At 41.3% G+C, this 26987-nt stretch carries 24 protein-coding genes; 12 read left to right on the forward strand and 12 right to left on the reverse strand.

The features are described from left to right. Nucleotides 1–22 precede the first annotated feature (22 nt). From QUB80_RS20510 to QUB80_RS20525, 4 genes are all read right to left on the reverse strand, one after another. Nucleotides 23–145, reverse strand: a complete 123-nt coding sequence (locus QUB80_RS20510) for a hypothetical protein (RefSeq protein WP_289791362.1) — start codon at nt 143–145, stop codon at nt 23–25. A gap of 15 nt (nt 146–160) precedes the next feature. Further along, nucleotides 161–589, reverse strand: coding sequence for a DinB family protein (locus QUB80_RS20515; protein ID WP_289791363.1), 429 nt, complete (start codon nt 587–589; stop codon nt 161–163). 161 nt (nt 590–750) lie between these two features. Then, nucleotides 751–1464: a rubrerythrin family protein gene (locus tag QUB80_RS20520; protein WP_289791364.1), complete on the reverse strand. Its 714-nt coding sequence runs from the start codon at nt 1462–1464 to the stop codon at nt 751–753. A 261-nt stretch (nt 1465–1725) separates the two neighbouring features. Beyond that, nucleotides 1726–2841 carry an alkene reductase gene (locus QUB80_RS20525; RefSeq protein ID WP_289791365.1) on the reverse strand — a complete coding sequence of 372 codons (1116 nt, stop codon included), beginning with the start codon at nt 2839–2841 and terminating at the stop codon, nt 1726–1728. A gap of 254 nt (nt 2842–3095) precedes the next feature. Here QUB80_RS20525 and QUB80_RS20530 point away from each other — a divergent pair, with 254 nt between their 5' ends. The 3 genes from QUB80_RS20530 (at nt 3096) to QUB80_RS20540 (ending at nt 5463) form a co-directional block, all read left to right on the forward strand. Beyond that, complete coding sequence (locus tag QUB80_RS20530) at nt 3096–3524, forward strand: MarR family winged helix-turn-helix transcriptional regulator (protein WP_289791366.1); 429 nt, start codon at nt 3096–3098, stop codon at nt 3522–3524. A 249-nt stretch (nt 3525–3773) separates the two neighbouring features. Further along, nucleotides 3774–4388, forward strand: a complete 615-nt coding sequence (locus tag QUB80_RS20535) for a Crp/Fnr family transcriptional regulator (RefSeq protein WP_289791367.1) — start codon at nt 3774–3776, stop codon at nt 4386–4388. 163 nt (nt 4389–4551) lie between these two features. Then, nucleotides 4552–5463: a helix-turn-helix domain-containing protein gene (locus QUB80_RS20540; RefSeq protein WP_289791368.1), complete on the forward strand. Its 912-nt coding sequence runs from the start codon at nt 4552–4554 to the stop codon at nt 5461–5463. Nucleotides 5464–5532: 69 nt separating this feature from the next. On the opposite strand, the gene QUB80_RS20545 is transcribed toward QUB80_RS20540, so the two are convergent. The 4 genes from QUB80_RS20545 to pgeF all read right to left on the reverse strand — a co-directional run bounded on the left by QUB80_RS20545 (nt 5533) and on the right by pgeF (nt 10502). Beyond that, complete coding sequence (locus QUB80_RS20545) at nt 5533–6036, reverse strand: response regulator (RefSeq protein WP_289791369.1); 504 nt, start codon at nt 6034–6036, stop codon at nt 5533–5535. 528 nt (nt 6037–6564) lie between these two features. Beyond that, a complete protein-coding gene (locus tag QUB80_RS20550; RefSeq protein ID WP_289791370.1) occupies nt 6565–7548 on the reverse strand; it encodes a TAXI family TRAP transporter solute-binding subunit in 984 nt (327 codons plus the stop codon). 243 nt (nt 7549–7791) lie between these two features. Continuing rightward, nucleotides 7792–8550 (reverse strand): aquaporin Z, encoded by a 759-nt coding sequence (gene aqpZ, locus QUB80_RS20555; RefSeq protein WP_289791371.1) that lies wholly within the window; start codon nt 8548–8550, stop codon nt 7792–7794. A 1151-nt stretch (nt 8551–9701) separates the two neighbouring features. Then, nucleotides 9702–10502 carry a peptidoglycan editing factor PgeF gene (gene pgeF, locus QUB80_RS20560; protein ID WP_289791372.1) on the reverse strand — a complete coding sequence of 267 codons (801 nt, stop codon included), beginning with the start codon at nt 10500–10502 and terminating at the stop codon, nt 9702–9704. 77 nt (nt 10503–10579) lie between these two features. On the opposite strand from pgeF, the gene QUB80_RS20565 reads away from it, so the two are divergent. Together QUB80_RS20565 and QUB80_RS20570 are read left to right on the forward strand one after the other, a co-directional pair. Continuing rightward, nucleotides 10580–11392, forward strand: a complete 813-nt coding sequence (locus QUB80_RS20565; protein ID WP_289791479.1) for a biotin--[acetyl-CoA-carboxylase] ligase — start codon at nt 10580–10582, stop codon at nt 11390–11392. 89 nt (nt 11393–11481) lie between these two features. Continuing rightward, nucleotides 11482–13095, forward strand: coding sequence for a peptidoglycan DD-metalloendopeptidase family protein (locus tag QUB80_RS20570; RefSeq protein ID WP_289791373.1), 1614 nt, complete (start codon nt 11482–11484; stop codon nt 13093–13095). 136 nt (nt 13096–13231) lie between these two features. Here the strand turns inward: QUB80_RS20570 and QUB80_RS20575 are convergent, their stop codons facing one another. Then, the gene (locus QUB80_RS20575; RefSeq protein ID WP_289791374.1) at nt 13232–13912 is read right to left on the reverse strand and encodes a riboflavin synthase; all 681 of its coding nucleotides are present in this window, start codon (nt 13910–13912) and stop codon (nt 13232–13234) included. A 340-nt stretch (nt 13913–14252) separates the two neighbouring features. On the opposite strand from QUB80_RS20575, the gene QUB80_RS20580 reads away from it, so the two are divergent. The 6 genes from QUB80_RS20580 to QUB80_RS20605 all read left to right on the forward strand — a co-directional run bounded on the left by QUB80_RS20580 (nt 14253) and on the right by QUB80_RS20605 (nt 21968). Continuing rightward, on the forward strand, nt 14253–14750 hold the full coding sequence (locus tag QUB80_RS20580; protein ID WP_289791375.1) for a bifunctional nuclease family protein: 498 nt from the start codon (nt 14253–14255) through the stop codon (nt 14748–14750). Nucleotides 14751–14828: 78 nt separating this feature from the next. Beyond that, nucleotides 14829–15962 (forward strand): aldo/keto reductase, encoded by a 1134-nt coding sequence (locus tag QUB80_RS20585; protein WP_289791376.1) that lies wholly within the window; start codon nt 14829–14831, stop codon nt 15960–15962. Between the two features lie 324 nt (nt 15963–16286). After that, nucleotides 16287–17873: an NCS2 family permease gene (locus QUB80_RS20590; protein ID WP_289791480.1), complete on the forward strand. Its 1587-nt coding sequence runs from the start codon at nt 16287–16289 to the stop codon at nt 17871–17873. 178 nt (nt 17874–18051) lie between these two features. Continuing rightward, entirely contained in the window at nt 18052–19386 is a 1335-nt protein-coding gene (locus QUB80_RS20595; RefSeq protein ID WP_289791377.1) for a deoxyguanosinetriphosphate triphosphohydrolase, read from the forward strand. A gap of 585 nt (nt 19387–19971) precedes the next feature. Further along, nucleotides 19972–20859: a DNA adenine methylase gene (locus QUB80_RS20600; protein ID WP_289791378.1), complete on the forward strand. Its 888-nt coding sequence runs from the start codon at nt 19972–19974 to the stop codon at nt 20857–20859. Continuing rightward, a complete protein-coding gene (locus QUB80_RS20605) occupies nt 20829–21968 on the forward strand; it encodes a restriction endonuclease, SacI family (protein WP_289791379.1) in 1140 nt (379 codons plus the stop codon). Before QUB80_RS20600 ends, QUB80_RS20605 begins: the two co-directional genes overlap by 31 nt. 73 nt (nt 21969–22041) lie before the next feature. On the opposite strand, the gene QUB80_RS20610 is transcribed toward QUB80_RS20605, so the two are convergent. Next, entirely contained in the window at nt 22042–22272 is a 231-nt protein-coding gene (locus QUB80_RS20610) for a type II toxin-antitoxin system HicB family antitoxin (protein WP_289791380.1), read from the reverse strand. After that, nucleotides 22269–22502 (reverse strand): type II toxin-antitoxin system HicA family toxin, encoded by a 234-nt coding sequence (locus tag QUB80_RS20615; RefSeq protein ID WP_289791381.1) that lies wholly within the window; start codon nt 22500–22502, stop codon nt 22269–22271. The genes QUB80_RS20610 and QUB80_RS20615 overlap by 4 nt, the downstream gene beginning before the upstream one ends. 162 nt (nt 22503–22664) lie before the next feature. Between QUB80_RS20615 and QUB80_RS20620 the strand changes: the two genes are divergently transcribed. Then, nucleotides 22665–25433 (forward strand): U32 family peptidase, encoded by a 2769-nt coding sequence (locus tag QUB80_RS20620; protein WP_289791382.1) that lies wholly within the window; start codon nt 22665–22667, stop codon nt 25431–25433. 126 nt (nt 25434–25559) lie between these two features. On the opposite strand, the gene QUB80_RS20625 is transcribed toward QUB80_RS20620, so the two are convergent. Further along, nucleotides 25560–26741, reverse strand: coding sequence for a TolB-like translocation protein (locus QUB80_RS20625; RefSeq protein WP_289791383.1), 1182 nt, complete (start codon nt 26739–26741; stop codon nt 25560–25562). Nucleotides 26742–26987 lie beyond the last annotated feature (246 nt).

Here is a 26987-nt window from a genome sequence, read left to right on the forward strand (position 1 = left end):
AGTTTTTGGTAAAGTTTTCGCTCTAAGGAGCAATATCACTTTCACTAAAACCAAGTTTCATCAACTCCTCAGCGCGGTTTTGAGCATCGCCTTCTAGAAAGAATTCATCGAGTTGCGGAGGTGCAACCGCTGTTCCAGCTAACATTGCGTGTACTTGTCCTCAATGGTGGATTTGGTGGACAAACAAATGTGTCAAAATTCGGTCAATACGGTCGAACATCACTCCATGCTTGCCTCGATCAAGAGCAATCTTGTCAGCAAGTCGTTCTGATGTCAAACCATCACAAAACTGAACCAGTCTTTTGTCTACAGCGGCTTGTGCTTCTTGAATTTCAATTACACTTCGGCAAGGAGTTGCATCGTTTAAAACAGACAATCCCAATCCAGCAACCTCTAAGACATCCAGGTAGTACCAATCCACGATCAGAATATGGTTCAGTGTCAGCAAGATTGAAGGAAAAAAGCTAGTTCTTATAGCTTCAAGCTCCGTTTGACTCAGCTTCGCACAAGCGTTTAACAGACGAAAATTTGACCATCTGTTATTGCGAGCCATAATGCGAAAGTGTTTGACAAGAGTTGAATCATTCATGGGAGTGTGCTTGTAGCAGTTGTAAAAGGAAGCTGACACCCTGAAGGGTGCAGCTACACGGACTAAGCCTGCGGAGGCAGGCTTAATTAGTCTGTGGGCTTATCCAAACCGTATTGAGACAACCCCCCTCAAACATCTAAATTACTGGCTTGAAAGCCTCCTCACGCTGCTGCTGCTTCTTGGTAAGGAACGAAAGTTTTCTTGCTAGCGCCACAAATCGGGCAGTACCAATCCTCAGGAATTGCTTCAAAAGGTGTCCCAGGAGCAATGCTAGAATCGGGATCGCCCTCTACTGGGTCGTATATCATCGAACATTGACGACAAATCCATTTTTGGGTGGCAGGATCGCTACTTGCTGATTTGACGGCAGGAGATTCACCTTGCAAAACATGGAGTGCCTCCGTATATTGACGGGCGTGATGATTTTCAATGTGTGTTAATAAACCAAAGTTGTGGGCAGCTTTGCGGAAGGTATCAGCGTGTTCGCGAGACTCTGCCTGTTGCGCTTCAAACTCAACTACAGCTTTATTATCGTGATCAGCACGTGCCTGCTCGGTGAATTCTGGGTACATGGTAGTGTACTCATAGGTTTCTCCTTCAATCGCTAGTTCTAAACAACGAGCAGCGATCGCTTTTTTTTGCTCTTCCGTCAGAGAAGCCATATCACCCACTACTAACTCTGGATGCATGAGGCGAAAATGGGCAAAAGCGTGTTCTGTCTCTTGATTTGCCGTTTCCCGAAACAGCTTTGATAGTTCATTCATCCCTAACTGGCGAGTCACTTCTGCAAAGAACAGATACTTGCGATTTGCCATTGATTCTCCACCAAAAGCTTCGGCTAAGTTCTTGGCTGTATTGGAGTTAGATAAATCCATTGTGTTCCCTCTTGTGAATCCACTTAAAGACTGCTTGTGAACATCAGTCTTTGAGCTAAAACGTACTCGTAACGAGTTTGTTTAAATCATATTATATGTACTTTTTACGAGTATGAGAAGCATAGATTCTTTTAAGAAACAAGGTAGCCCCTATGAACTTCGTACATCACCAAGTATGAAAGAGGATTCTTTCCCCTACACCCCTACACCCTCTTTCCAGACAGAAGGAAAGAGGATTTGACTATTGCAGAGTAATTATTTCTAGGCAGGTTGCGCTTCTAGGAATGGATAGTCGATATAACCTTTTTCCAAATCTTTCTCGCCGAAACCGTAAAAAGTTTTTGGATCTGGTGTGTTCAGGGCAGCATCTACTTGTAAGCGTTGAGGCAAATCTGGATTTGCCAAGAATAGCTTGCCATAGGAAACCAAATCGGCATCACCGGAGGACAAAACCTCGTTACCTTTGAGCTTGTCGTAGCCGCCATTGGTGATAATTGTGCCTTTATAAATGGGACGAAAAATTGGCAAGACGGGATTGAGAACTTCACGATTAGCTAAATCGACTTCATTTGGCTCCATTAAGTGAATGTAAGCCAGATTAAATTCATTGAGTGCAGCGATCGCATAGCTAAAGGTTGCCTTGGGATTTGAGTCTTTCATGCCGTAGAAAGTGTTACTGGGTGAGAGCTTAATGCCAAGACGGTTGCCTCCCCATACACTGCTGACAGCTTGTACTACTTCTAGTAAAAAACGAGCGCGGTTTTCAACAGAACCGCCGTATTCATCATCACGTTGATTAGAGCCATCTTGAAGAAACTGATCTATTAAGTAACCAAAGGCTCCGTGTAACTCAACACCATCAAATCCTGCTGCCATTGCATTTTCTGCTCCTTGGCGGAACTGCTCGACAATTTTAGGGATTTCATGGGTTTCCAGAGCGCGGGGTGCTTCAAGATTAACTTTGCCAACGGGTGTATGTAACGTTCCTTCCGCAGCGATCGCGCTTGGTGCAACAGGTAACTCTCCATTCAGTAAGGAAGGATGCCCAACGCGCCCACTGTGCCATAATTGCAAGAAAATCTTTCCGTCTTTTGCATGAACTGCTTGTGTAACTTGCTTCCATGCCTCCACCTGTGCTTGAGAGTATATTCCCGGACAGTTCATGTATCCATTGCTCAGGGGAGATACCATCGTGCATTCAGTAATAATTAATCCTGCGGATGCCCGTTGAGCATAATAACTTGCCATCAAACTGGTTGGAATTGAACCTACTGCCCGCAAGCGAGTCATCGGTGCCATGACGATTCGGTTGGGCAAAGTATACGCCCCTAGCTGGATAGGCAAGAAAAGATTAGCGATTGAATCTAGAGCTTGCATAGTCTAATCGTGTACAAGTGATTTATCAGTACTGCACTTCGACTCTGTAGAGAGAAGGATTTTTATTGACGCTAAACACACTATCAAAATCAGCTTTGGTTATCTGCCTCCGTAACTCGTATCTTTGGAGTCGGCTTAATTCAGGTATTTGAATAAAAATTTACAGAACAATAGCTACTGTGTCTTTTCTATTCTTGCTAAAAATAGTCAGTTTTTGCGATACTTTTATTTAGTTGGCTAAATAAATTGGTTCTATGTCTTCTAAACCGATGCGAGAAACTATCGGCTACCTGATGGTGCTGGTTTCTAGAGCACATCGCAATCTAGTCAGTGCGGCTCTGGCTGACTTAGGACTTTACCTTGGGCAAGAGATTTTACTGATGTACCTGTGGGAAAAGGACGGGTTAACTCAGTCTGAACTAGTCGAGCGTATGGAAATAGAACCCCCAACCCTAACCAAGATGTTGAATCGGATGGAAAGAAGCGGTTTATTGGAGCGTTGTCGCTGTCCGGAAGATGCTCGCTCCTACAGAGTTTTCTTGACGGAATCAGGACGCAGTCTACAAGAACCCGTCACTCAACTTTGGCATAACTTTGAAAAGCGGATCTTGGCTGATTTTACTCTTGAGGAGCAACTTTTGTTTCGTCGGTTGCTTCTGCAAGTCCGCAGCAATCTGGCTTGAGAAGAAGGCAGTCCCAATGAAACAACGTTTCATCGCCAGGCATGAAAAACCTCACCCCGTTCTGTCGGACACCCCTCTCCTTGCTAAGGAGAGGGGCAGGGGGTGAGGTGACTTTCAAGTCAGAGGGCAGGAGGCAGAAGGAATAAGATTTTTATGCTTTGTTTTGTAATTAAATCACATAGGTATCTAATTTAATTTTTTTGAAGTTTATTTAGCCGGCTAAATGTTTTAGCGATCGCAGGAGGTTGTATGGATTTGTTAACACTGGATAGTTTACCGCCACAGTTGCGGCAACTCATTTCATGTAGAAATTTAGAACCAGGAGAAGTTCTTTTTCAGCAAGGAGACGAAGCAATTGCTTTTTTTGTAGTCGAAACGGGGCGATTGAGACTGGTACGTTATAGCAGTGATGGCAAAGAAGTGACTTTTCAAATTACTCGCTCTGGAGAAAGTTTGGCAGAAATGGCGCTATTTTCAAATATTTACCACTGTGCTGCTGTAGCAGAGGTGTCTTCACGAGTGATTGTTTATCCTAAGCAGCCACTTTTATCAGCATTGCGCAACTATCCTGATCTCGCTGAAGATTTTATGGCAATGCTAATCGGAAAAATTCACGATTTAAAGGTGCGCTTGGAATTACAGCATATCCGGGCGGCGCATGAACGAGTATTACGATACTTGCGGTATATAGCCGATCCTACCGAACAAACAGTGGTGACTTTTGATCGCCCTCTCAAGGATATTGCTGCAGATATAGGTTTGACACCAGAAACTCTTTCCCGTGCCTTGGCTCGCCTAGAGCGAGAAGGAAAAATCAGGCGATCGCGACTACAAATTTTGCTTCAGAATTCATCTGCGGCTTGATTGTAATCAAGGGAATATGCAACAAAAAAATATACTATATTTTCAGTTTTCAATAATGTCTTGCTAATTAAGAATTGCTTAAGCTTTGATTAAGAATGGGCAAGACTGCGATCGCGATGTATGTCTTTTCATGTATGTCTTTTCAAATTGTGCTTGTAACTATATGCTGAGTTGCCAAAAATTAGAGCAAGAAGAAACTTTACTAATTGATTTTCAACAGAAAGATGCTTCATTTGAACTATTTCCCAAACCACCTGTTCTTAGTAGTCACAATTCTGGATGGAGTGGAATTCACTTCGAGTTTCATCACCAGCCTAGTCATGATACTCCAGAACACCGTTTGACAATGCATACTGTTTGTATTGCCTTCAACTCTACTCCTTCAGAACGATGGTTTGATGGATATAGACAAACCGAATACCAAACAGTGGGAGCAACAGCGATTATTCCTGTTGGAACACTTCACCGTTCCCTTTGGTTTCAAGATGTACAATTCATGTTTGTAGCAATTGCTCCCGAACTTTTGATAAATTTAGGTGCAGAAGTAAATTTACCTGAAGATATTGAACTTATTCCTCAGTTTGCAACGAAAAAAGACCCACTTATTCAAGGCATATTTTTAGCTTTTAGAGATGAGATAGAATCAATCAATCAAGGTAATAACTTGTATATTGAGCAACTAAAAACAACATTAGTTATTCATTTATTAAAGAAATATTGTGTTAAACAACCTCATATATTGATTTATAAAGATGGGCTACCCAAATACAAGTTACGACAAGCACTTGAGTACATTAACACCCATCTTAACGAAGATATTAAATTAGCTGATTTGGCTGGAGTCGTTGGTATGAGTCAATTCTATTTTGTACGCCTTTTTAAACATTCAATGGGTGTTACACCTTATCATTATGTAATTCAGCAACGAGTAGAACTGGCAAAGCAATTATTGAAGCAAGGTAAAGTGACAATTACTGATATTGCATTGCAGTGTGGTTTTGCTAATCAAAGTCATTTTACGAGGCATTTTCGTCAACTGACAGGAGTTACACCCAAGGCATATCAAAAGCAATAGAACCAATTAAGTCTTTTGATTGTGTAATTTTAGGCGATCGCTAACAAAATTATCTGTTGATTTCAGTTATTAAGGAACTAAGGCAATATTAGATTCTTCAGTAGACACTAATACATCATATACTTGTTTTATAGCTAATATTGAAACTAATTCAACCAATGCATCAGGATTGAATGGTTTAGCCATATAATTAGAGAAACCTGCATTAAAAGCAAGTTTTATTGCCTTTTGATAGGTAAGTGTTGTAAGAGCTATAGCTGGGATCTGTGCTAATTTCCCCTTAATATTTCTGAGCTGACGAATTAGTGAATAACCATCCTCATCAGGTAAAAAAATTTCGCTAATCAGAATATTTGGTTGCAATTGTGGAATCTTTTCCAAAGCTTCACTTGTTGTTTTTGCTAATACTACCTGTGTATTGTACGGTTCAAAAATAAATCGAACCAATTCTAGAGAATCAAGATTGTTGTCTACTACTATTACTCTTAAATCGCTAAGAGCCTGTGAAGTAATTGTATGTCTGAAGTGATTGTGGATATCTATCGACGGATTCTCACAATAGTCAGATGTCATGCAAATATACTTGGGGTTTGTTCCGCTAATCAAGTTTGCCATCTGTTGGACAAGCATTTGGTTGGTTTTCCTTGTTTTGTCCATTGAGTAACTTTAACTAAGTGCTGCTACTGACTTACTAAAAAATTTCTCACCCAAGCGATGACGCTCTTTATTTGTACTTTTAGTGAAAATCGTAAGAAGAAAAACCTTATAAAAAATGTATTGAGTGTAAAGCCCCAGAAAGGGTAGTGATTTAACTTAGATTTATAACTATCCAAACACTACCAATTAAAGTTTAAATTGAGGTAATAGAATGGTAAAGAATGGAAAACAAAGCTAATACAGTTGTAAAACCCCCTCCTCTCTCCTAAAAATTAGCCGCAAAGCTTTCATGGTAAGCAGAGGATAGGGGGTAACGTGGCTCTAAACTTAGAGGGCAATAGACGCCTTTACATCAGTTGCTTCGATTGAGAGAGTCGCAGTGCTTTGGTTCTTGTTACGAAGTTGAACTTGGTAATGAAGGTTTGTAGGCTTCTGCCTCCAAGCTTACTGCTCTTTGAGAAAATTTCGTACACCCTGATGATAATCTATGCCTTTAAAACGGGGGCTGTTAGCTTCCGCAATACTAAATAAGCTCCAGAAAGGATTTTTACTTCTTAATTGTGACGCTTGAGGGTAGGTAGCTTTTGCTAGCTTATATACTTGTTCTGAAGGTAGAGATTTATTCACAAAAATGAATGAAGTACTAGCAACTGTGTTAACTGCTTCCTTTTGCCAAGGATATGTATTAGCAGGAATTATTGCTGGATTATAAAGAACACTACCACGTGTATAAATCTGCTGAGGAATTTTAAATTGCTGCCGATTGATTGGTAAAAGTTTAAGCGTTGTACCTTCTTGAGCAGAAATATTTTTTAGTAAAGGATTACCAATTCCAGCAGTGTAAAAAGCAGCATCAAGTTCTCCTGTTCTCACTTTTTCAATTGACTCTTTAACTTCCATTGGAAGTAAGGATTCATTAACTACATCTATATCATGAAGTTGGTATAGAAAAATAGCACTGACATAGGTTCCTGAATTTTCTGGGCCAACACCTACATTTTTACCTTTGAGATCTGCAAAAGATTTGATTCCAGATGAACTATTGACTATAACATGAATAGTTTCTGTATTGACTGGAGCAAAAATTTGAATGTTATCAGCAAGCTTTGCAATACTTTTATCGCCTGCATTTCGTAATAGATACAAAGCATCCTGTTGAGCAAATGCCATATTAGCACTGCCATTGCCTAGTTCTATTAAGTTTTGAAATGAACCTGGAGATTGTTCTTTAATTGTTAAATTAAATCCAGATTTTTTGAGCACATCTTTGAGTTCTGTTGCAGCTTGGTAGTAAAGACTTGGTGGTTTAGTTGATACAAAAGATAATGTCTGTTGGGCAATAGTTGAGTTTCCAGCGACCAAGCTTATAAATGTAACTATAGAAGCTGTTAATAAAGCTAAGAGAAAAAACAGTTTAGATTTTCTCATCTTGAAAATTCCTACTCAAAATATAAAAATACTTATACTAGCTTTTCGCTATCAATCTTCTTTGAGCTTTTTCAAAAAGTTACTACAGTCAAACTACATAATGTTTGTAAATTTCGTCGTTCAATCTAATTTAAGACTACAAAAATAGATATACATAAACTGTCCCAGCAATCTCAATTATGTTAATCATAAAACTAGTAGATTGCTGGACATTGCGACTAATCTTTTATGTATGATCGGAAGCTATTTCAGTTGTAGTTCTGCCTCACCTACAACTTGCTCTCCTGATTCACCTAGAACTTTTGAGTAGAAAAATCCTGCTAAGATTGCACCTAAGATAGGAGCAACCCAAAACATCCATACTTGCCTAAATAATTCTACTCCTGCAAAAAGCGCTGGCCCTGTGCTGCGAGCAGGATTAACTGATGTATTGGTAATTGGAATACTAATTAAATGGATTAATGTTAGTGCCAAACCAATAGCAATAGGTGCGAAACCTTTGGGAGCACGTCCATCCGTTGAACCTAAAATCACGATTAAAAAAACAAAGGTTAGTACAACCTCTGTAATAAAACAAGCAACTAGTGAATAACCCCCAGGAGAATGTACTCCAAAACCATTTGTTGCTAACGGGTTAGAACCAGACAGCGTAAAGCCTTGTTTACCAGTTGCAATTAAATAAATTAAGCCTGCTGCGACTATTGCTCCTAATACCTGGGCAATAATATATGGAAGTAATTCAGAGCCTGGAAAACGTTTTCCTGCCCATAAACCAAATGATACAGCTGGGTTAAGATGACAACCCGAAATATGACCAATTGCATAGGCCATAGTTAGCACTGTAAGACCAAATGCCAAAGAAACGCCCACAAAGCCAATTCCCAATTCATTGGCTTTTACATCAGGAAATACTGCGGCAAAAACAGCACTTCCGCACCCACCAAAAACTAGTACAAAAGTTCCAACAAATTCTGCAAGACAACGTGTAAAAAGAGATATCATTTTTTTCTCCATGCTCTATTCAATTTCTGCACAAATTGTTAAGACATTTTTAAAATCTGGCTTGGTTTTAATCTTCATGCCATTTTGTTCCTAGCTATCCTAAATCTGATAAACACGTGAACATAAATTTTTCTACAAAGATACTGGGTATCTTCCCATGCTCCATTCAAGAAACCATTAGGTTAGATGCAAAAAAAAGCAAAGGAAATTTAGAAAAATCTCATGACTAAATCAAGGATTTACACAGTATTTTTCTATTGTTCACGGCAATTTATCTAGACTTAACAATTTTGTGCCGTAAGTATATGGAAGAGAAATAAGAAACTTATAAGAAATTTGTAAGAATAACGAGTGATGTTAGTGATGCAAAAAAATGTGATCGCCTAATCTAAAAACGTTAAATGCATACATATAGCACTTCCAGCTATATTAATACCTGGTGTAGCAATAAATACACTAGCTAACCAATGAATTACATATTAAATTACTCCGAATAAATACAAATAATTAGCTTGCAAAAACTTAATGTTTTGTTAATATTTGTCCATTAAGCTTGGCAATCTACGCCACTCTATATTCAGCAAAAGTGATTATAGAATGTCGCTTTCAAAGTGAATGAACTTATTTGAAAGTAATATTATTTATCTAACTATTGCTTTTATTTTAGCATCTATCTTTAGATATATTTTCTATATTTATTAGATAGTCATTATTTGTGATTGATTATTTTTTACCACGTACTATCAAGGGTTACAAACATTTAAATTATATGATACTTTTGATAGATGTTATATTTTTTATTTAATGCATATAGAATAAAAATAATTTTAATAAAATGTATAAAAATAAATACTATTTGTCACATTAGCAAGAGAAAAACATTTGAAAATAATATTTAATACTATTACTAATATAGTCAAATTAAGAATTTAAATTATCGTAGGTAAAAAAGATTATTCTTAGTTTCTAGTTCTAAAATTTTTGCTTACACCTGTTAAACACTGTTCTAAGCTTTATGTATGATTCAACAGAGAGTTACGTGTACTAATTGTAGAAGCTAAAACCAAAGGGACAGGCAAAAAACCCATCCCATCTGAGACTGACAACTAGAGTACACTAAATTACTTTATGTCACTAGCTTTGAAGTATTCTCAACTATTAGGAGTAATGCTAACAATCCCAGACCACTGAACTTTTTTAAGGTTGTCACGACGGTAGGAAAAGAAATGTTCTGGAGTTTGGTAAGTACAGTAAGGAGCGATCGCTATTTGTTCTATACTGATGCCTAGATTTTCCAGCTGCAAGAAATTTACTTGGCGGACATCCACCCGCATTTTTGTCGGATCAGGATCGGGGAGTAAAGGAGATTTGGGTAGGTCTTGTAATGCCTCAACAATAACAGTTTCATCTTCATGAGAGATAATACTAGCTCCGATTTGGGCTGCAACTTGTGTAGATACCTGGTAAACTTCTCCTGCGATCGCAGGCCCCATCGCTATTCGTAAATCTGGGATTTTACTGCCTTGTGCTTGCAGACGAGCAATAGCTTGCGGCACAATTTTGGCTGCTGTACCTCGCCATCCGGCGTGTAATGCTGCTACCCGACCAGTCTTTTCATCGGCAATCAGTACGGGTGTACAATCAGCAGATGCTACCCAAACAGCTTGTAGCGGTTCCTCGCTCATCAAACCATCCGCAGCTGCCAACGCAGAATTATCATCTTCTTCATTTCCACTCGATAGCTGACTAGAAATTTCTGAAGGTGTGAGAACAGTATTGCCATGCACCTGCTTCAAGCGATATCCTGAAGCATCTGGATGCAATACCACAGTTAACTCTTCTGGAGAGCGAGGCCAAAACTGTTGGGTAAAAAAGCCGTGAGGCCAAGCTTCTAGAAGACTACAAGTCAGGTAAGACATTCCTTCCCAAGTGCGCCAGTACCAAGTATGCATCTTCCACTAAGTCTCAAAACAACATCAAAAAGCAATCAATTCATGCTAACTTGAACAAGCAAATTTGGGTAAACCCTGTGGGATTGAATCAGCAACAGCTAGAAGCAGCCCTGAAAGCAGGGCGAAAAAATGCTTATTTACCATTTTGTTTCTATTTAGTAGAGTCAGTCGCCTCAACAAATCAAACCCTTTGGGCGTTGCTCGATCAAAGAGCGCAACCAGGATGTACAATTATTGCCACTCAGCAAACTGCTGGACGGGGACAATGGGGGCGGCAGTGGGCTTCTGCACCAGGAGGATTGTATCTTTCGCTATTGTTAGCTCCGAATATAGAAGCCAACCAAAGTTATCAATTAACTTTTGCAACTGCTTGGGGCATAGCCTACCAATTGCGAGAATCTGGTATTAATGTTGGAATTAAATGGCCTAATGATTTGGTCATCAATCAGCGTAAGCTGGGCGGTATTTTAACGGAAACGAAAATCAACCAAGGGCAAATCACACAGAGCGTCATCGGCGTTGGCATTAACTGGACTAATCCAGTGCCAGAAACCGGAATCAATTTGGAAATGTGGCAAACTGCCAAAAATCCCAAACCAATTTCCAGTCTGGAAATGCTCGCTGCCAAAGTTTTATTGGGAATAGAATGTGGTATACAGTGCCTTTTTGAAGAAGGAGTAAATATATTATTGGCTCGCTATCTAGAGTTGCTTGCAAATGTGGGCGATCGCATTTGTGTCAACGATATGGCAGGCACTGTTGTTGGTGTAACATCTACCGGGGAACTTCGTGTCCGTTTGCAAACATCTGAATCCCTAACGGTAATAAAACCAGAAATTTATCTTCAGCCCGGTACAATCAGTCTGGGCTATAGCAAAGTCTCTGGCTAATTCTCTAGCTTGTCCAAAATTTTAAATTTGGGCTAAGAAAATACTGAGATGATCATTTTAGGCTAACTACACACAACATCAGAGAACCAATGAAGCAGCGTCATAACTCTGTCCACAATCGCTTGCACCACCTATGGCAGCGCACTCTGCCAGCTCAAAGTCTCTGTTTGGTTGGCAGCTTCAGCCTTGTCAGTAGTGGTTTGGCATTTGCTCAAACCGATTCAGCTATTGACAACATTGTGCCTACAGTTGAAAATTCCCAACCAGCAGCACCAGTAGCAGGAAATATCGTCAAAAAAGAAACGGTTGAGCAGACAATCATAGCTTCAGAAGCAGCTAAACCGCAGCCAGAATTTTCCCAACGCCGAAACAGACTTAAACAAAGACTGAAGAAAGTAGAAAGTTCTCAACCTACCGAAACAGTCAAACCACAGTCTAGAGTTGGTGTGAGAACATTCAAAACTGGGGTAACAGTTTCCCAACCTGCAACATCAACAAAAATTTCTGCACCCCAAACTAATCTTGTCCGAGAGCAAAAACCCAAAGTAGAATTTGCTGCTCCCGTTGCACCTCGTTCTATACCTAAACAATTGCCAACAGTTGCCCAACCCGCAAACGACTCCCCAGGCATCGCCAGTTGGGCAGCAGGAAAAACCAAGGATTACAATAACGCTTACATCGACCCCACTGATTACAATCAAAATACTACGTCTAAATATGACGCACCTAGTAGCGTAGTAGTTATAGAACGCGCTAGCGGTTGTCAAGCCGTTTTAGCAAGAGGAATTTCTAGTCTTAATTGTGCCAAAGCAGCAGGTACTTCTGTTGCCAGTACTCAAAAAACCACACCCGCGTGGTTAAACAAAAGTCAAAACACTCGGATTGCAGCCGTTCCAGCAGTACAGCGTGTTGCTACTAATACAAGCAACACTGGATTGCGCGCTCCACGGGTAGTTTCTAAGCTGGTTACTAATACTGGATGGCGTTCTAACCAACCAGTTTCTACTAATGTTGGTAGAAGTGTTTATCAAGCAAATCGCTTTATTCCCAATCCCAGCGAATTTACTCCTACCACGACAGTTAGTTCTGTACCGATCGCACCGAGTGGTGGTATTTTATCAGCCCCAGTTACAGCCCAAAACATTGCACCCCGACCCAGTACGGTAGCCTACAATATCCCATTGGCAACAACATTGCCACGTATTGCCTTTAGTGGTATTTACGGTCGTGGAATCGCCTACAATCCTTCAGGGTTAATATTCCCCCTGAATGTTCCTGCACCAATTACCTCATTATTTGGTTGGCGAACTCATCCCATTAGTGGCGATCGCCGTTTCCATGCTGGTATGGACATAGGTGCAGCGATGGGAACACCTATTTTAGCGGCATACTCCGGTCAAGTAGAAGCTGCTGGCTGGCAGGGTGGTTATGGCCTAACCGTTGTCATGAGCCACAATAATGCTCAACAAACACTTTACGGTCATATGTCAGAAATCTATGTTCAACCCGGACAAAGGGTAGAACAGGGAAGTGTAATTGGCAGGGTAGGTAGTACAGGTAATTCTACAGGCCCCCACCTGCATTTTGAAGTGCGTCAACTCACACCCCAAGGATGGGTTGCAGTGGATCCGGGCATACAATTACAGTTTGCTCTCAATCAACTAGTAAATACCTTACAAACTGCACAGGTAACTAGGGACTAGGGACTGGGGACTGGGGACTAGGGACTGGGGACTAGGGACTAGGAACTGGGGATTAAGAATAAAGAAATCTTAATACCCCATCCTTGATAACCAATACCCAATCACTAGTACCAAATACCCAATCCCCAATCCCCTTTCACAGATACCCATGCTCTGCTAGAAAAATGGGCGTTATTTGCTCGTGATTGGTGTCTTTTGAGTTTTTTGGCTCTCCCTTGCCCATGACAAGGAATTTTTCTACATATTTACCCAGAATATCCCCTTCTAAATTTACCGAACTGCCCGGAACTAGATAGCAAAGATTGGTCTCGGCATAGGTAAGAGGAATCACCGCTACTTTAAACTGGGAAAATTCTGGCTCGTAATCGGCAACTGTGAGGCTAATGCCATTAATGGCGATACTGCCTTTAGGAACAAGATAACGAGCGATCGCATCGGGAGCACTAAAAGTCATTTCCCAAGACGTTGCCGTCTGTTGTGCGGCAATTATACGCCCTATGCCGTCTACGTGTCCCATCACAAAATGACCACCGATTTTACTACCTACTCGTAGAGAAGTTTCTAAATTGACATATTTTGGTTCTGCTTGTTCTATTCCCAAGGTTGTACGACGTAAGGTTTCTGGTGAAGCAGTGGCGACAAAGCCGCCAGGCAGGACTTTTTCTACAGTCAAGCAAACGCCATCTACTGCTACGCTGTCACCATAAGCTAAATCTTGCATAACTAAATCAGATGATTGGCTGATGCAAGTGATTTGCCAAGAATCCCCTCCCAGGGGACTTATTGTTCCTAATGCTTGAATTATTCCTGTAAACACGGCTTTTTAGTCAATTTAATTCTATTTATTGCGTAATTTGCACTAAAATCAACTGGTAATTTTCCCAAGTATCCTTATTTTTAAAGTATATTTTCTGACTCAATTTTGTATAAAGATTTCAACACATTTACAGCAATTACAAGGCATACTTGGATCAGTAGATTATTGCGGAACCAAACTAATTTAACTTACTCTGGTATTCGCAACCATTTGGGAGTTTAATAGAAGCAATTATAGAGAAAAAAGAAGTATGTTTGTTATTGTCCCAATCTTGCCCAACCAAGGGTATGATTTGTTACAAATGCTCTCTAGCGCTCAAAGGATTGTAGAGGCTTAGCCAATGATTGAAATGAAAGTCGCTGGCATAGCATTAGATGCCATAACTCGTAGCCCAATTGTACTTTTGAAAGATGCTTCAGATCGCCGTGCTTTGCCTATTTACATAGGTCAAGAACAGGCTAGGGCAATCATGAGCGCACTGGAGAATCAAAAGCCTCCAAGACCTTTAACTCACGACTTGCTCGTGAATATTCTAGAGGCGTGGAATATGACTCTAGAACGCGTTATTATTCATTCACTACAAAAGGATACATTTTATGCAGTTTTAATTCTTAAACAAGGGGAAGTCAAAAAAGAAATTGATGCCCGTCCTAGTGATGCGATCGCTGTTGCCCTCCGTACAAATACGCCTATTTGGGTAATGGAAGAAGTAATTGCTGATGCTTCTATCCCTGTAGATAGAGATGCAGATGAAGCAGAGCAACAAGCTTTCCGTGAATTTATCTCTAATCTTCGTCCTGAGGATTTGATCAAACGCTTTGGCAATGGTGAATCTTAGAAAAGTTATTGGTCATTAGTCATTAGTCATTGGTAAAAGACAAATCACAAAAGGCAAATGACATAAGGACAACTAAAGATGCGATACCGACGCTTTGGGAAAACACAGCTGCGCCTTTCAGTGTTTTCCTTGGGAGGAATGCGCTATTTGGCAACACCAGAGAACGTATGGCAAATTATCGAAAAAGCCATAGCGCTAGGGATTAATCATATAGAAACTGCTAGGGGTTACGGTAAAAGTGAGGAGTATTTAGGAGCGGCGATCGCTTTGGGATTGCCAATAACTCGTTCGCAGCTTCACATTACAACTAAAATCCCACCCACAGCAGATGCTGACACAATGCGTCGGTGCATCAATGAATCCCTAGAGAGATTACACCTCGATTATCTCGATTGCTTAGGGATTCATGGCTTAAACACTTGGGAGCATCTCGATTGGGTAAAAGCTAAAGGCGGCTGTATGCAAGCAGTCAAAGAAGCAGTTGCTGAAGGCCGTGTACGACACGTTGGCTTTTCCACCCACGGTTCCCTAGACTTGATTTTAGCAGCCATAGATACAGATTTATTTGAATTTGTCAATCTGCATTATTACTATTTTTTTCAGCGCAATTTACCAGCAATTCAACTAGCCGCCGCAAAGGATATGGGTGTGTTCATTATCTCTCCTGGTGATAAAGGCGGGCGCTTATACACACCCTCCCAAACTCTAGTTGATTTGTGTTATCCTTTCTCACCCCTAGAATTAAACTACCGCTTTTTACTGAACGACCTCCATATTACTACCCTAAGTGTGGGGCCAGCAACTCCAGAAGAATTGACTGAACCTTTAACAGTTAGCGATCGCGATGGAGAGTTAACCTCTGAGGAAATTACTGTCTTAGAAAGACTAGAAAATCACAAAAACGAGATTTTAGGTACTGATAAATGCAGTCAGTGTTATAAATGCTTGCCCTGCCCGGAAAATATTAATATTCCAGAAGTACTGCGACTGCGAAATTTGGCAATCGCCTATGATATGACTGACTACGGACAATACCGTTATGGAATGTTTGAAAATGCAGGTCATTGGTTTCCAGGCATGAAGGCAAATCGTTGTACAGAATGCGGTGACTGCTTGCCAAAGTGTCCGGAAAATTTAGATATTCCCGCCTTGCTAGAAGATACCCATGAAAGGTTAAAAGGGCGAAGTGGTAGGCGGTTGTGGGGTATTTAATAGAGATTACGAACAGGAGTGGGAGAGGGGGAGAATGAGGCAGTAGGAAAAATCCTTGTCCTCTTGTTTTGGATACATAATCCCAATTCTCCTTGACTTTTCCGTTCCCCTTCCCCCAACCCTGTTAAGAGTTCTCTTACCTAACTAGATAATTTATTTTGCACAACTACGTAATACCAAATTGGCACGCGGGAGTCTTGTTTCAAAATTCTGGACTAGCCTATGAATAAAATGTTTTTAATCCAAAATCCACGCATTGGTATAACCATTGCTGGTATCCTGAAGGCGGCAAGACTACTGCAAGAAAATTGTCAAAGTAAAACAATGGAAATTGCTACAACCAAATTCCCCCGTTGGTTCGTTCGCAGAGATATTGACGGTTTCTTTGGGCTAGCGCTCGATAATTTAATCCAAATTCTGTTAATTGTCAGTTTGTGTCAAGGAGTGCTAGGCTTTCCTGTTTCGTTAGTCTATGGACGCATCTTACCAGGAATTGCTTTAAGTTTAATTGTCGGCAACTTTTATTACGCTTGGCTAGCAAAAGAGCAAGGAAAGCGCGAGCAGCGAGAAGATATTACTGCCCTGCCTTATGGTATTAACACCGTTAGCCTTTTTGCTTATATTTTTCTAGTGATGCTGCCAGTGAGATTGGCAGCAATTTCTGGTGGGGCATCAAATGAACAAGCTGCTGAATTAGCTTGGCAGGCAGGATTAGTGGCTTGCTTTGGCTCAGGTTTGATTGAATTGGCTGGAGCTTGGGTTGGCGATCCACTCCGTCGTCTTGCCCCCCGTGCAGCACTGCTTTCTACTTTGGGCGGTATCGCCATTACTTTTATTGCCATTGGCTTTTTATTTCGTACCTTTGCCAATCCTGTAGTAGGTTTAGTACCTCTGGGTGTAATTCTGCTAACTTATTTTGGGCAAGTGCGATTTAGCATTCCTGGTGGATTGTTGGCTGTTCTGTTGGGAATTACCTTGGCTTGGGGAACAGGTTTGTTGAGTTGGGATAACGCCAAGTTTGCCACCGCCTTACAACCGATTGGATTTTATCTACCAGGATTGTGGCTGGGGAAATTGTGGAGCAGTCGTTCAGTATTAATCGAGTATTTCAGCATTATTTTACCAATGGGGTTATTTAACCTTGTTGGCAGTCTCCAGAATTTAGAAAGTGCGGAAGCTGCGGGCGATACTTATCCTGCTACTCCTTCTTTGGCGGCAAATGGTATTGGCACGTTGGTAGCTGCTATTTGTGGTTCTTGTTTTCCAACCACGATTTATATTGGTCATCCTGGCTGGAAAGCTTTAGGGGCAAGAGTCGGCTACTCTATTCTTAATGGCATCATTATGGGCTTGTTCTGCCTAACTGGAACTGTAGCAATATTGGCTTACTTTGTTCCGATTGAAGCAGGGATGGCAATTGTATTGTGGATCGGGATTGTAATTGTCGCTCAAAGTTTTACAGCAACTCCACCCCACCATGCACCTGCTGTCGTTGTTGGTTTATTGCCAGGAATTGCTGGTTGGGGTGCTTTAATTGCCAAAAATGCGCTTCGAGCAGCTGGTTTGGGTACACCAGAAAAACCTTTAACACCCGCTTTAATTGAGCAGTTTAAATTGAGCGATACCTATATTGATGGAGCTTTTGCTCTCGAACAGGGATTTATTTTTTCAGCCATGATTTTAGCCGGTATTACAGTTTACATTATTGAGCGAAAATTTCGCCATGCTGCATATTGGTCTGTTTTAGCTGCTGTACTTTCCTGGGTTGGATTAATGCACAGTTATCGCTGGACTGTTGCAGATACAGTTGTAAATTTAGGTTGGGGAACTGGAACACCTTGGGCAGTTGGCTATATTTTGCTGGCAATTCTCTTTTTCTATGTCGATTGGCAAGAAAGACGTAAAGCTTGAGGCGATCGCACCAGCCACTGCTGTCTAACCCTTTTCATCTCAATAAGGCAGCACAAGTTCTTAGCGAATTAAAAACTCTGCACACCTTTGCGCTTTCCCTGCGTTACTTTGCGTTTAAAAACGCTACAATTTTACGCAAATCTGTACTTAATCTACTCCACTCTCAAACAATCCAACTATGATGGATTGGAAAACACTTTTAACACCTAAAAGACTCGGCAAACAGCAACCAGAAAACCTTCAATTTGGCCGTACTCCCTTTCATAGAGACTACGATCGCCTGGTATTTTCTTCTCCTTTTCGCCGTCTCAAAGATAAAACCCAAGTTTTTTCTTTACCCACAAATGATTACATTCGTACTCGTCTAATTCACAGCCTTGAGGTTTCTTGTGTTGGTAGATCGCTGGGCAGGATAGTTGGAGAGCAAATTGTACGAAAATATCAGCTTAACAAATATGGATTTAGTGCTTCAGACTTTGGTGATATTGTCTCTGCGGCTTGTCTAGCTCATGATATTGGTAATCCTCCTTTTGGACATTCTGGAGAAGACGCTATTCGTACAGGATTTGAATCTTGGTACAGTACAATTTTTAATTCTAAAAAGGAAATATTAACCAAAGCTCAAAAAGCTGATTTTGATTTATTTGAAGGCAACGCCCAAGGCTTTCGGATTATTACAAAACTAGAAATGCCGCAAAGAAAAGGAGGAATGCAACTCACTTGTCCAACATTAGCCGCTTTTACAAAGTACCCGCAAGAGTCTTTTATTCCAAAGCATATACTTAATGGTTATGTAGGTAGAAGTGTAGAAAAATATGGTTTTTTCCAAGCAGAAAAAGAATTATTTACCGAAGTAGCAGAAACAGTAGGGCTAATTCGTCGCAATCATAATACAGCATGGTGGTCTAGACATCCACTAGCATTTCTTGTTGAAGCCGCAGATGATATATGCTACTCCATTATTGATATAGAAGATGGCTATCGCATGGGTTACATTCCATTTGATGAAGCTAAAACTTTGTTAAATGAAATTGCCCAAATTGATGATTTAGAAAATTCTTCAGAAAGCAAAGCAGAAAAAGTAAAACGTCTACGTGCTAAAGCTATCAACAATCTGATTGAAGAAACTATCAAGACTTTTCTAGATAATGAAAACAACTTACTTAAAGGAGAATACGACCAAGGATTACTAAGTCAAAGCATTTATGCTCAACATCTGAAAAAAATTGCTGAAGTGAGCCGCATTTCTGTTTTTCAGCATCCTGATATTGTGGGTATAAAAATTGCTGGATATGAAGTTTTAGGAAAACTATTTGCCGAATTTGTCAATGCAGTTTTATATGACAGCAACAAAGGCAGATTGATTCTTTGTATGCTTCCTCAAGAGTATCACCCCAATGATAATGATGATATATATAACAAAATTCTGAGAATTACCGACTATATATCTGGCATGACTGATTCTTATGCTACCAGTGTATTTCAGCAAATTAGTGGTATTTCTTTGAGATAGAAATTTATCTTTTTTACTTTAAAAAATTTCGTATCGGTTAGTCTAAAAGAATTTCGCAAATCTACAATGGCTTTTACTATGAGCGCGATCGCACCTCATGAGTGCAAAAATTACTGATATGAGTTAGCAAATAAGTAAATTAAGAATGTAATTTGCCGTTTGTCTGCGGAAAACACTAAAATGAGTGCGCGATCTACTGAAATGAGAAAGCAATTAGACATTTTGAGTAAGCAATATGCCTTTTTGCCTGCGGAAAACACCAAAATGAGAAAGCGATCTACTGAAATGAGAAAGCAATAAGGCTTTTTGAGTAAGCAATATGCCTTTTTGCTTGCGGAAAACACCAAAATGAGAAAGCGATCAGGCATTTTGAGAACTCATTTAAGCATTTTGAGAAAGTAATCTGGCATTTTGCTGATTAAATTCGACAAATGTAAATCTCTCTTTATACCTCTTGTGTCATTTTTGCAGCAAAAGCAATAACCATAGCTGAGAAGTGCGATCGCTTACTTCTCAATACTTTTATGGCATATTATTTTAGACTAGATATCTTGAACGGAGCTAAAATCCTACAGGGATAAAATAATGGGTAAAAACAAGCTCATAGCTTTTGGTTGGTATGGTGGCAAATTTAGCCACCTTGATTGGCTTTTACCCCTTCTACCAAGATCTGTGCATTACTGCGAACCATTTGGAGGTTCTGCGGCAGTTTTACTCAATCGTTACCCTTCGCCTGTAGAAACATACAATGATATGGACGGTGAGGTTGCCAACTTCTTTCGCGTACTGCGAGAGCAAAAGGAAAATTTAATTGAGGCTATTGGACTAACTCCCTTTTCGAGAGAGGAGTTTGAAATTGCAATCTCTCAACCTACCCCAAATATATCTGAGTTGGAACGAGCCAGACGGTTTTTTATTAGAGCAAGACAGGTAAGAACTGGATTAGCACAAAAGGCGAGTGCTGGCAGATGGGCGCATTGTAAGCTAACAAGCCGCGCTGGCATGGCTGGAGCAGTTTCAAGATGGTTAGGAAGTGTAGAGGATTTGCCGGAAATTGCTCAAAGGCTCTTACGAGTTCAGATTGAGCATGACTCAGCAATCAGAGTTATTAAACGCTACGACAGTGAAGATACATTATTTTACTGCGATCCTCCATATCCACACGATTCGAGAGGTGATACTCAAGCTTATGCTTACGAAATGACAGATGAACAGCATCGAGATCTTGCCGATGTTCTTCATAATGTTCAAGGAAAAGTTGCGATTTCAGGATATAAATGCTCTCTTATGGAAGAACTCTATAGCGATTGGAAAGCAATACAAGCACCAACTAAAGCTTGCCATTCTACAAAAGGATTACGAACAGAAGTACTGTGGTTAAACTACGACTTAGATAATATTGCAGAAAATGCAGACGATAATTTAGAACAGGTAGAAATAGAATGTCAACCCCATCAGCTATCCTTGATTTAGCTTTTGAAAGGGTGATCGACAAATTTACACAATCATTCATAAATGATGCTGCCATTTCTAGAAACATTAAATTTGTCTGTCGTAATCCTCAAAATCGAGCAGGGGTTCGGTTACTGTTAGCCTGTTTATTAGCAAAAACTCATAGACAAAATTTAGACATTCGCAAGCCTTATACAGAAATTGGTGATAGGGATTGTTATTCAGGTCGTACATACGATGAAGCGTATATTACAACCTTTATAAATAAACATCAACTACCATGTAACCCAACAACAGCTTTTCTTACACCTGCACTTCGTAACAGAAATATTGTTCTGACACCAGAAGTTAATTTAGTTGGGAAACCCCCTATTCTTTACAGAACTGTACTTAATCTGCTTGATGATGTCCATGCAGGGCGAATTTTAGCGGAAGATATGCTAGCTGAAACTCTTAGATATCTTCTTATTATTAGAAATGAAAATCGTCAGCGGCTTGCTAGTCTGATTGCTAATATAAGCACACTTGAAGGAGCAATTCCTCTTTCTGCTGAAGCAATTGTAAAGTTGATTGAGCAGCACTTAAGTTGTCGCAATTCCAGTCGTTTGCCTGTGTTAATTGTTGCTGCTGTTTACCAGACAGCTTCAGCTTATTTGGGAAAACGTGCTTTAACTCTTGCAAATCATAATGTAGCAGACAAGCAAACAGGTGCTATTGGGGATGTTGAAATTACACTAATCGATGATGACAGTGTGATAACCAGCTATGAAATGAAAATGAAAAAAGTTACTGTAGATGATATCAATCGTGCTTTACAAAAAATAAGAGATTCTGATACAAAAATTGAAAACTATATTTTTATTACTACAGATATTATTGAACCATCTGTTCAAGAATATGCCGCAGAAATTTATGAGCAGACAGGTGGAATTGAAGTTATGGTTTTAGACTGCATAGGTTTTCTACGTCATTTCCTACATTTTTTTCATCGGCTACGAATGGATTTTCTAGAGGCTTATCAAAAATTTGTATTAGATGAACCTGACAGTGCTGTTAGTCAAGCGTTGAAAGAGGCTTTTTTAGCGCTACGTCAAGCTGCTGAAAGTGGTAAGGGAGAAGCAGAGGAATAAACACTGAATGATTATTTCACTAATGAGTGCGATCGCCCCACTGCTGCAAACCACATATCGCCCTAACTCTACATCATGCTACATTTAACGACTTCTCAGGAAAAGTTATAGGCTCCGGCAGGGGTTTCCCTTCTTCTTGATACCATTCGATCAAGGACTCAATCACCTCTTGTCCGTGTTTGGCTGCTTCCTCATACGTCTTGCCGTGAGTATGAAATTGCTGCCAAGGAAATTCTGGGAGGTGCACTAGGTAGCAGTTATCCTCATCCGACCATTGAATGACCATACTATAGCGGTAGTTCATTCTTCTTCCTCCCCTTCTTCTGACTTTTGCATTTCCTCTAACTTATCCAAAACTCGATTAACTTGCTTTTCTAGGTATCTCGGTGCATCATCTCCATCTTTTCCAGCAATAGTAACTGGTTCATCAGGTATTAAAGGATGAGTCCAAAAGCTATGGCTACCTTTGGCAGGACGGTAGACAAACCCAGCCTTCAATAAAATTGCTTTTAACTGCCTAATTTTCTTGGGCATCTACATTACATTAATATTTACCATTTAATTTTTGACTACTAAGTATAAGTATTATCTTCATTTATGTGTAGGTAATATTTCGCCTACAGACTCATTCCCCCCCACCATCTCCCTCGGCAACGATAAAATCACAAAGGTGTCACCTATCCTGCCTGAGTAACGATGAAAGCCGATATCCAACTTACCGAAAACATGCAATCCACCTTCCAACTCCCCGAACTTCTCGCGCCCGCAGGTAATTGGGAATGTGCGAAAGCCGCCGTAGAAAATGGTGCAGATGCGATTTACTTCGGTTTGGATCGGTTCAACGCACGGATGCGGGCAGAAAATTTTACTGAGGCGGATTTGCCAGAATTAATGGAGTATTTGCACCGTCGCGGTGTAAAAGGCTATGTCACCCTCAATACGCTCATCTTTCCTCAAGAATTGAGAGAAGCAGAACAATATATCCGTTCGATTATTGCGGCGGGTGTGGATGCAGTAATTGTCCAGGATATAGGAATTTGTCGTCTCATTCGTCACCTTTGTCCTGATTTTCCCATTCATGCCTCTACTCAAATGACTATTACGAGTACCGCAGGTGTGGAATTTGCGGAGGTACTGAGGTGTAATTTAGTTGTTCTTGCCCGTGAATGCTCTTTAAATGAAATCAACAAAATTCAAAGTCAATTGGCATATAGGGGAGTATCGCTTCCATTAGAAGTTTTTGTTCACGGGGCGCTGTGTGTTGCTTATTCCGGGCAGTGTCTCACGAGTGAAGCACTGGGGGGACGTTCTGCTAACCGGGGCGAGTGTGCTCAAGCTTGCCGGATGCCCTATGAGTTAATCGCAGATGGGGAAACTGTAAATTTGGGAGATAAAAAATATCTCCTCAGTCCGCAAGATTTGGCAGGGTTAGATGTTTTGCCTAATTTAGTAAAGTCTGGAGTAAGTAGTCTCAAAATTGAAGGGCGGTTGAAGTCTCCAGAGTATGTTGCTAATGTCACTCGTGTTTATCGGCAAGCGTTGGATCGGGTGATGGTGGAGTTGGAAGAGAACGCGGGAAATAAAAAGGACACGGGGACGCGGGGACGCGGGGACGCGGGGAATAAAGAGGACACGGGGACGCGGGGACACGGGGACGCGGGGAATAAAGAGGACACGGGGATGCGGGGACACGGAGACGCCGGAAATGGGAATAAAAGCTTCTCCGCGTCACCGCGTCTTACAGTCTCCGCGTCTTTAGAAGAACACTACAACTTGGAGATGGCTTTTTCTCGCGGACTTTATACTGGGTGGTTCCGTGGAATTAACAATCAGGAGTTGGTTCACGCCCGTTTTGGTAAAAAGCGTGGTGTTTATCTAGGAGAGGTGATCCGGATTGGAAATGAACAAGTAACTGTGCGATACTCCGAAGGAGTCGCTTCGCGAACGCAAGTACCAGTGAAGCCGGGTGATGGTGTAGTTTTTGACTGCGGGCATCCAGAAGCAAAGGAAGAAGGTGGTCGTATATATGCGATACAAATGAAGGGTAAGGAAGTGGTGCTGACGTTTGGGCGGCGCGATTTGAATTTGCGGCGGGTGCATATCGGTGATAAGGTTTGGAAAACCAGCGATCCGGAACTTGATAAGCAATTACGTCAGAGTTTTGCTGGGGATACACCAAAATTTCAACGTCCTATTCATTTCGAAGTGCATGGGGAAGTTGGGCAGAATTTAGTTGCGATCGCTCGTGATGAAATTGGTCACGTTGTTCAAGTAGAATCTTCAATGCCACTGGTAGAAGCGCATACCAAACCCCTGACTGGAGAACGTTTGCAGGAACAATTTAGTCGTCTCGGTAATACTCCTTTGTGTTTGGGCAATTTGTCAAATCACTTAAATGGAAATGTAATGTTGCCCGTGAGTGAGTTAAACCGAATCCGGCGGGAAATTGTCACGCGGTTGGAAGAATTGCGAAGTCAACCTCAACGCTGGCAAATAAATCCCAATGCTTATCTTTCCGATTTACTTCCCTCTCCATCTCCCCATCTTCCCATCTCCCCGTCTCTGATAGTGCTGGTACGCAACCTCCAGCAACTACAAGCTGTACTCCAAACAGAAATTGAGACAATTTATTGTGAATTTGAAGATCCTCTGAAGTATTGCAAGGCGGTGCAGATGGTACGGCAGCGAAGAGATGAAGAGACGCGGAGACAAAAAGACGCGGTGACGCGGAGAGGGGTAAACTCTTCGTGTCAGCAAAGTTCCCCCACTCCTACAATCTGGGTTGCGCCTCCCCGCATTACTAAACCAGGAGAAAACTGGATTTTGCAGCAGGTGCGTTCCTCTGAGGCGGATGGGTATTTGGTGCGGAATTACGATCACTTGCAGTTCTTTGCCGAAGCTCGTTGCATTGGAGATTTTTCTCTCAATGTTGCTAATCCCTTAACAGCAAATTTCTTGAAAAATCACTTTGGTTTGGAACGCCTAACGGCATCCTACGATTTGAACATTAACCAATTGGAAGATTTGCTGAAGAGTTCTCCTCCTGACTGGTTTGAGGTGACAATTCATCAGCATATGCCGATGTTTCATATGGAACATTGTGTATTTTGTGCTTTTCTATCTACAGGGACGGATTTTCGCAACTGTGGACGCCCATGCGAAAAACATGAGGTAAAATTACGTGACCGAGTCGGTACAGAACATATCCTTCATGCTGATGCTGGTTGTCGAAATACAGTCTTTAATGGCACAGCCCAAACTGGAGCCGAATACGTACAGCGTCTAGTAGAGCTTGGATTGCGCCATTTCCGAATTGAATTTTTGAATGAGACTCCTGAGCAGGTGACTCAAACGATACATCGATACCAGCAATTACTGCAAGGCGAGATTACAGGTTCTCGGCTGTGGCGCGATTTGAAGTTGCAAAATCAATTAGGGGTGACTCGCGGTTCTGTTACTAATTAGAAAGGCAGAGGGCAGAGAGCAGCGCGCCCTTGCAGGTTAAGCGCGTTGTAGCGACTGCCCAGAGGCAGTGGGCAGAAGGAATTAGGTACTAAGGGTTTTTATATTGGTTTACGCATTTCACTAGGGTTATTGTAAGGAGGAGTTTACGATCGCCACATTTTCAATCGAGTTACCAACTAACACACGCTCTGTACACCCATCGGGATCAATTACGTAAATGGCGCTGCCGTTGGTATAGACAATTGTGCCGTCTTCTCCTAAGTCAAAGGATAAAACTCCTTCTGCGATGACTTCGGCTACACCATTGGTTAATTGTCGTACCAACTGCCACGATCGCGGCACCCAAGCAGGGGCATCTTTTTCGTCAAATTTGTTATCTCTCATCGTTTCGGGAGTAAGGAACTCACCCCAAACTTTCATTTGCTGTTTGCGATCAAGAGATTTTCGCGTGCCTGCTGCCATTAAAGGTTTACCTGTATAAATTTGGGTAAAAAAGTTCAACCATTGAAAAATTGCATAGGCAAGCCGGAAAGGTATGAGCAAAATTTCCCGCAACAATCGCAGCAAGTTCACCTGTTGTTTGGGACGGAAGGGGCGACGAATATAATATAGTGTGCCGTCAACCTTCATGCGCGGCCCCAAGAAATCATATTTACGATCGCCTACTAAGGTGGTGATGTCTTTTTGATCGCAATCTAGTTTTTCGATTGTGAAAGGAGCGCGATCACATACGAATCCCTGGCTATTGCGTCCAATTCCTGCGGACTGAAATACCAAAGCCTTTGTTTTTCCAGGAATCCAGGATGGTGCCAAGTCAATAGAGTCTCCTTCTGTCACTTCATGGGGACGAGAACCGTTTTTAGCCATCATGGCGATGTTAGCAATGCCACTGCGATGAAGAGTCGTACAAGCAATCAGTTCATGTTCAAAATGAAAACTTAAATATCCGACTTGAAAATCAGCGTTATGAAACAGGCGTTGTTCATGCTCGCATCCAGGCTCAAGCGTAAAAATGCCACCTACATCTCCTGCCTCTAGTGCATAGAGCAACTTACCCTTTTCTCCTTGGCAAAGGCTATTGATGACTACATTCAGCTTTGCTTCAGGTTGTTGCTGCATTTGCTCCACAACCCCGGGAGGCAACATCATTTCCATTAATCCTCGATTTTTCCATGCTTTGCGTCGCTGAGTTTGTAGCGATCGCTGTTGAACTGATTGCCCAAACTGGCTTTCAAATTCGCGAACGGGTGCTTGAGGATATTTCAGATACAGTTTGCCTTGAGCCAGATACGCAATACTAAGATTCATTGCTGGAATTCCGATTTTTGTACTTAGTATTCCCAAAAACATACACATTCTTAGGGACTAGGGACTCGGTACTAGGGACTAGGAATAAAGAAATCTTAATACCCAATCACGCCAGTCCATACCCTCCGGGAAGCCGCCCGAAGGGCGTCTACAACGGGGGAAACCCCCGCACGTGGCTGGCTCCCCAATACCTAATCACCAGTACCCAGTACCCAATCACCAGTACCCAGTACCTAATCCCCAGTA

It is taken from the genome of Chlorogloeopsis sp. ULAP01, from assembly GCF_030381805.1.
Lineage (GTDB): Bacteria > Cyanobacteriota > Cyanobacteriia > Cyanobacteriales > Nostocaceae > Chlorogloeopsis.

What these genes read in the sequence shown, in the direction of transcription:
- QUB80_RS20535 (WP_289791367.1), top strand. Translation starts at nt 3,774, where the DNA reads ATGGATTTGTTAACACTGGATAGTTTACCGCCACAGTTGCGGCAACTC.
- QUB80_RS20515 (WP_289791363.1), bottom strand. Translation starts at nt 589, where the DNA reads ATGAATGATTCAACTCTTGTCAAACACTTTCGCATTATGGCTCGCAAT.
- QUB80_RS20625 (WP_289791383.1), bottom strand. Translation starts at nt 26,741, where the DNA reads ATGAATCTTAGTATTGCGTATCTGGCTCAAGGCAAACTGTATCTGAAA.
- QUB80_RS20520 (WP_289791364.1), bottom strand. Translation starts at nt 1,464, where the DNA reads ATGGATTTATCTAACTCCAATACAGCCAAGAACTTAGCCGAAGCTTTT.
- QUB80_RS20530 (WP_289791366.1), top strand. Translation starts at nt 3,096, where the DNA reads ATGTCTTCTAAACCGATGCGAGAAACTATCGGCTACCTGATGGTGCTG.
- QUB80_RS20590 (WP_289791480.1), top strand. Translation starts at nt 16,287, where the DNA reads ATGGAAATTGCTACAACCAAATTCCCCCGTTGGTTCGTTCGCAGAGAT.
- QUB80_RS20605 (WP_289791379.1), top strand. Translation starts at nt 20,829, where the DNA reads ATGTCAACCCCATCAGCTATCCTTGATTTAGCTTTTGAAAGGGTGATC.
- QUB80_RS20550 (WP_289791370.1), bottom strand. Translation starts at nt 7,548, where the DNA reads ATGAGAAAATCTAAACTGTTTTTTCTCTTAGCTTTATTAACAGCTTCT.
- QUB80_RS20510 (WP_289791362.1), bottom strand. Translation starts at nt 145, where the DNA reads ATGTTAGCTGGAACAGCGGTTGCACCTCCGCAACTCGATGAATTCTTT.
- pgeF (WP_289791372.1), bottom strand. Translation starts at nt 10,502, where the DNA reads ATGCATACTTGGTACTGGCGCACTTGGGAAGGAATGTCTTACCTGACT.
- QUB80_RS20610 (WP_289791380.1), bottom strand. Translation starts at nt 22,272, where the DNA reads ATGAACTACCGCTATAGTATGGTCATTCAATGGTCGGATGAGGATAAC.
- QUB80_RS20620 (WP_289791382.1), top strand. Translation starts at nt 22,665, where the DNA reads ATGAAAGCCGATATCCAACTTACCGAAAACATGCAATCCACCTTCCAA.
- aqpZ (WP_289791371.1), bottom strand. Translation starts at nt 8,550, where the DNA reads ATGATATCTCTTTTTACACGTTGTCTTGCAGAATTTGTTGGAACTTTT.
- QUB80_RS20540 (WP_289791368.1), top strand. Translation starts at nt 4,552, where the DNA reads ATGCTGAGTTGCCAAAAATTAGAGCAAGAAGAAACTTTACTAATTGAT.
- QUB80_RS20615 (WP_289791381.1), bottom strand. Translation starts at nt 22,502, where the DNA reads ATGCCCAAGAAAATTAGGCAGTTAAAAGCAATTTTATTGAAGGCTGGG.
- QUB80_RS20570 (WP_289791373.1), top strand. Translation starts at nt 11,482, where the DNA reads ATGAAGCAGCGTCATAACTCTGTCCACAATCGCTTGCACCACCTATGG.
- QUB80_RS20580 (WP_289791375.1), top strand. Translation starts at nt 14,253, where the DNA reads ATGATTGAAATGAAAGTCGCTGGCATAGCATTAGATGCCATAACTCGT.
- QUB80_RS20595 (WP_289791377.1), top strand. Translation starts at nt 18,052, where the DNA reads ATGATGGATTGGAAAACACTTTTAACACCTAAAAGACTCGGCAAACAG.
- QUB80_RS20545 (WP_289791369.1), bottom strand. Translation starts at nt 6,036, where the DNA reads ATGACATCTGACTATTGTGAGAATCCGTCGATAGATATCCACAATCAC.
- QUB80_RS20585 (WP_289791376.1), top strand. Translation starts at nt 14,829, where the DNA reads ATGCGATACCGACGCTTTGGGAAAACACAGCTGCGCCTTTCAGTGTTT.
- QUB80_RS20525 (WP_289791365.1), bottom strand. Translation starts at nt 2,841, where the DNA reads ATGCAAGCTCTAGATTCAATCGCTAATCTTTTCTTGCCTATCCAGCTA.
- QUB80_RS20600 (WP_289791378.1), top strand. Translation starts at nt 19,972, where the DNA reads ATGGGTAAAAACAAGCTCATAGCTTTTGGTTGGTATGGTGGCAAATTT.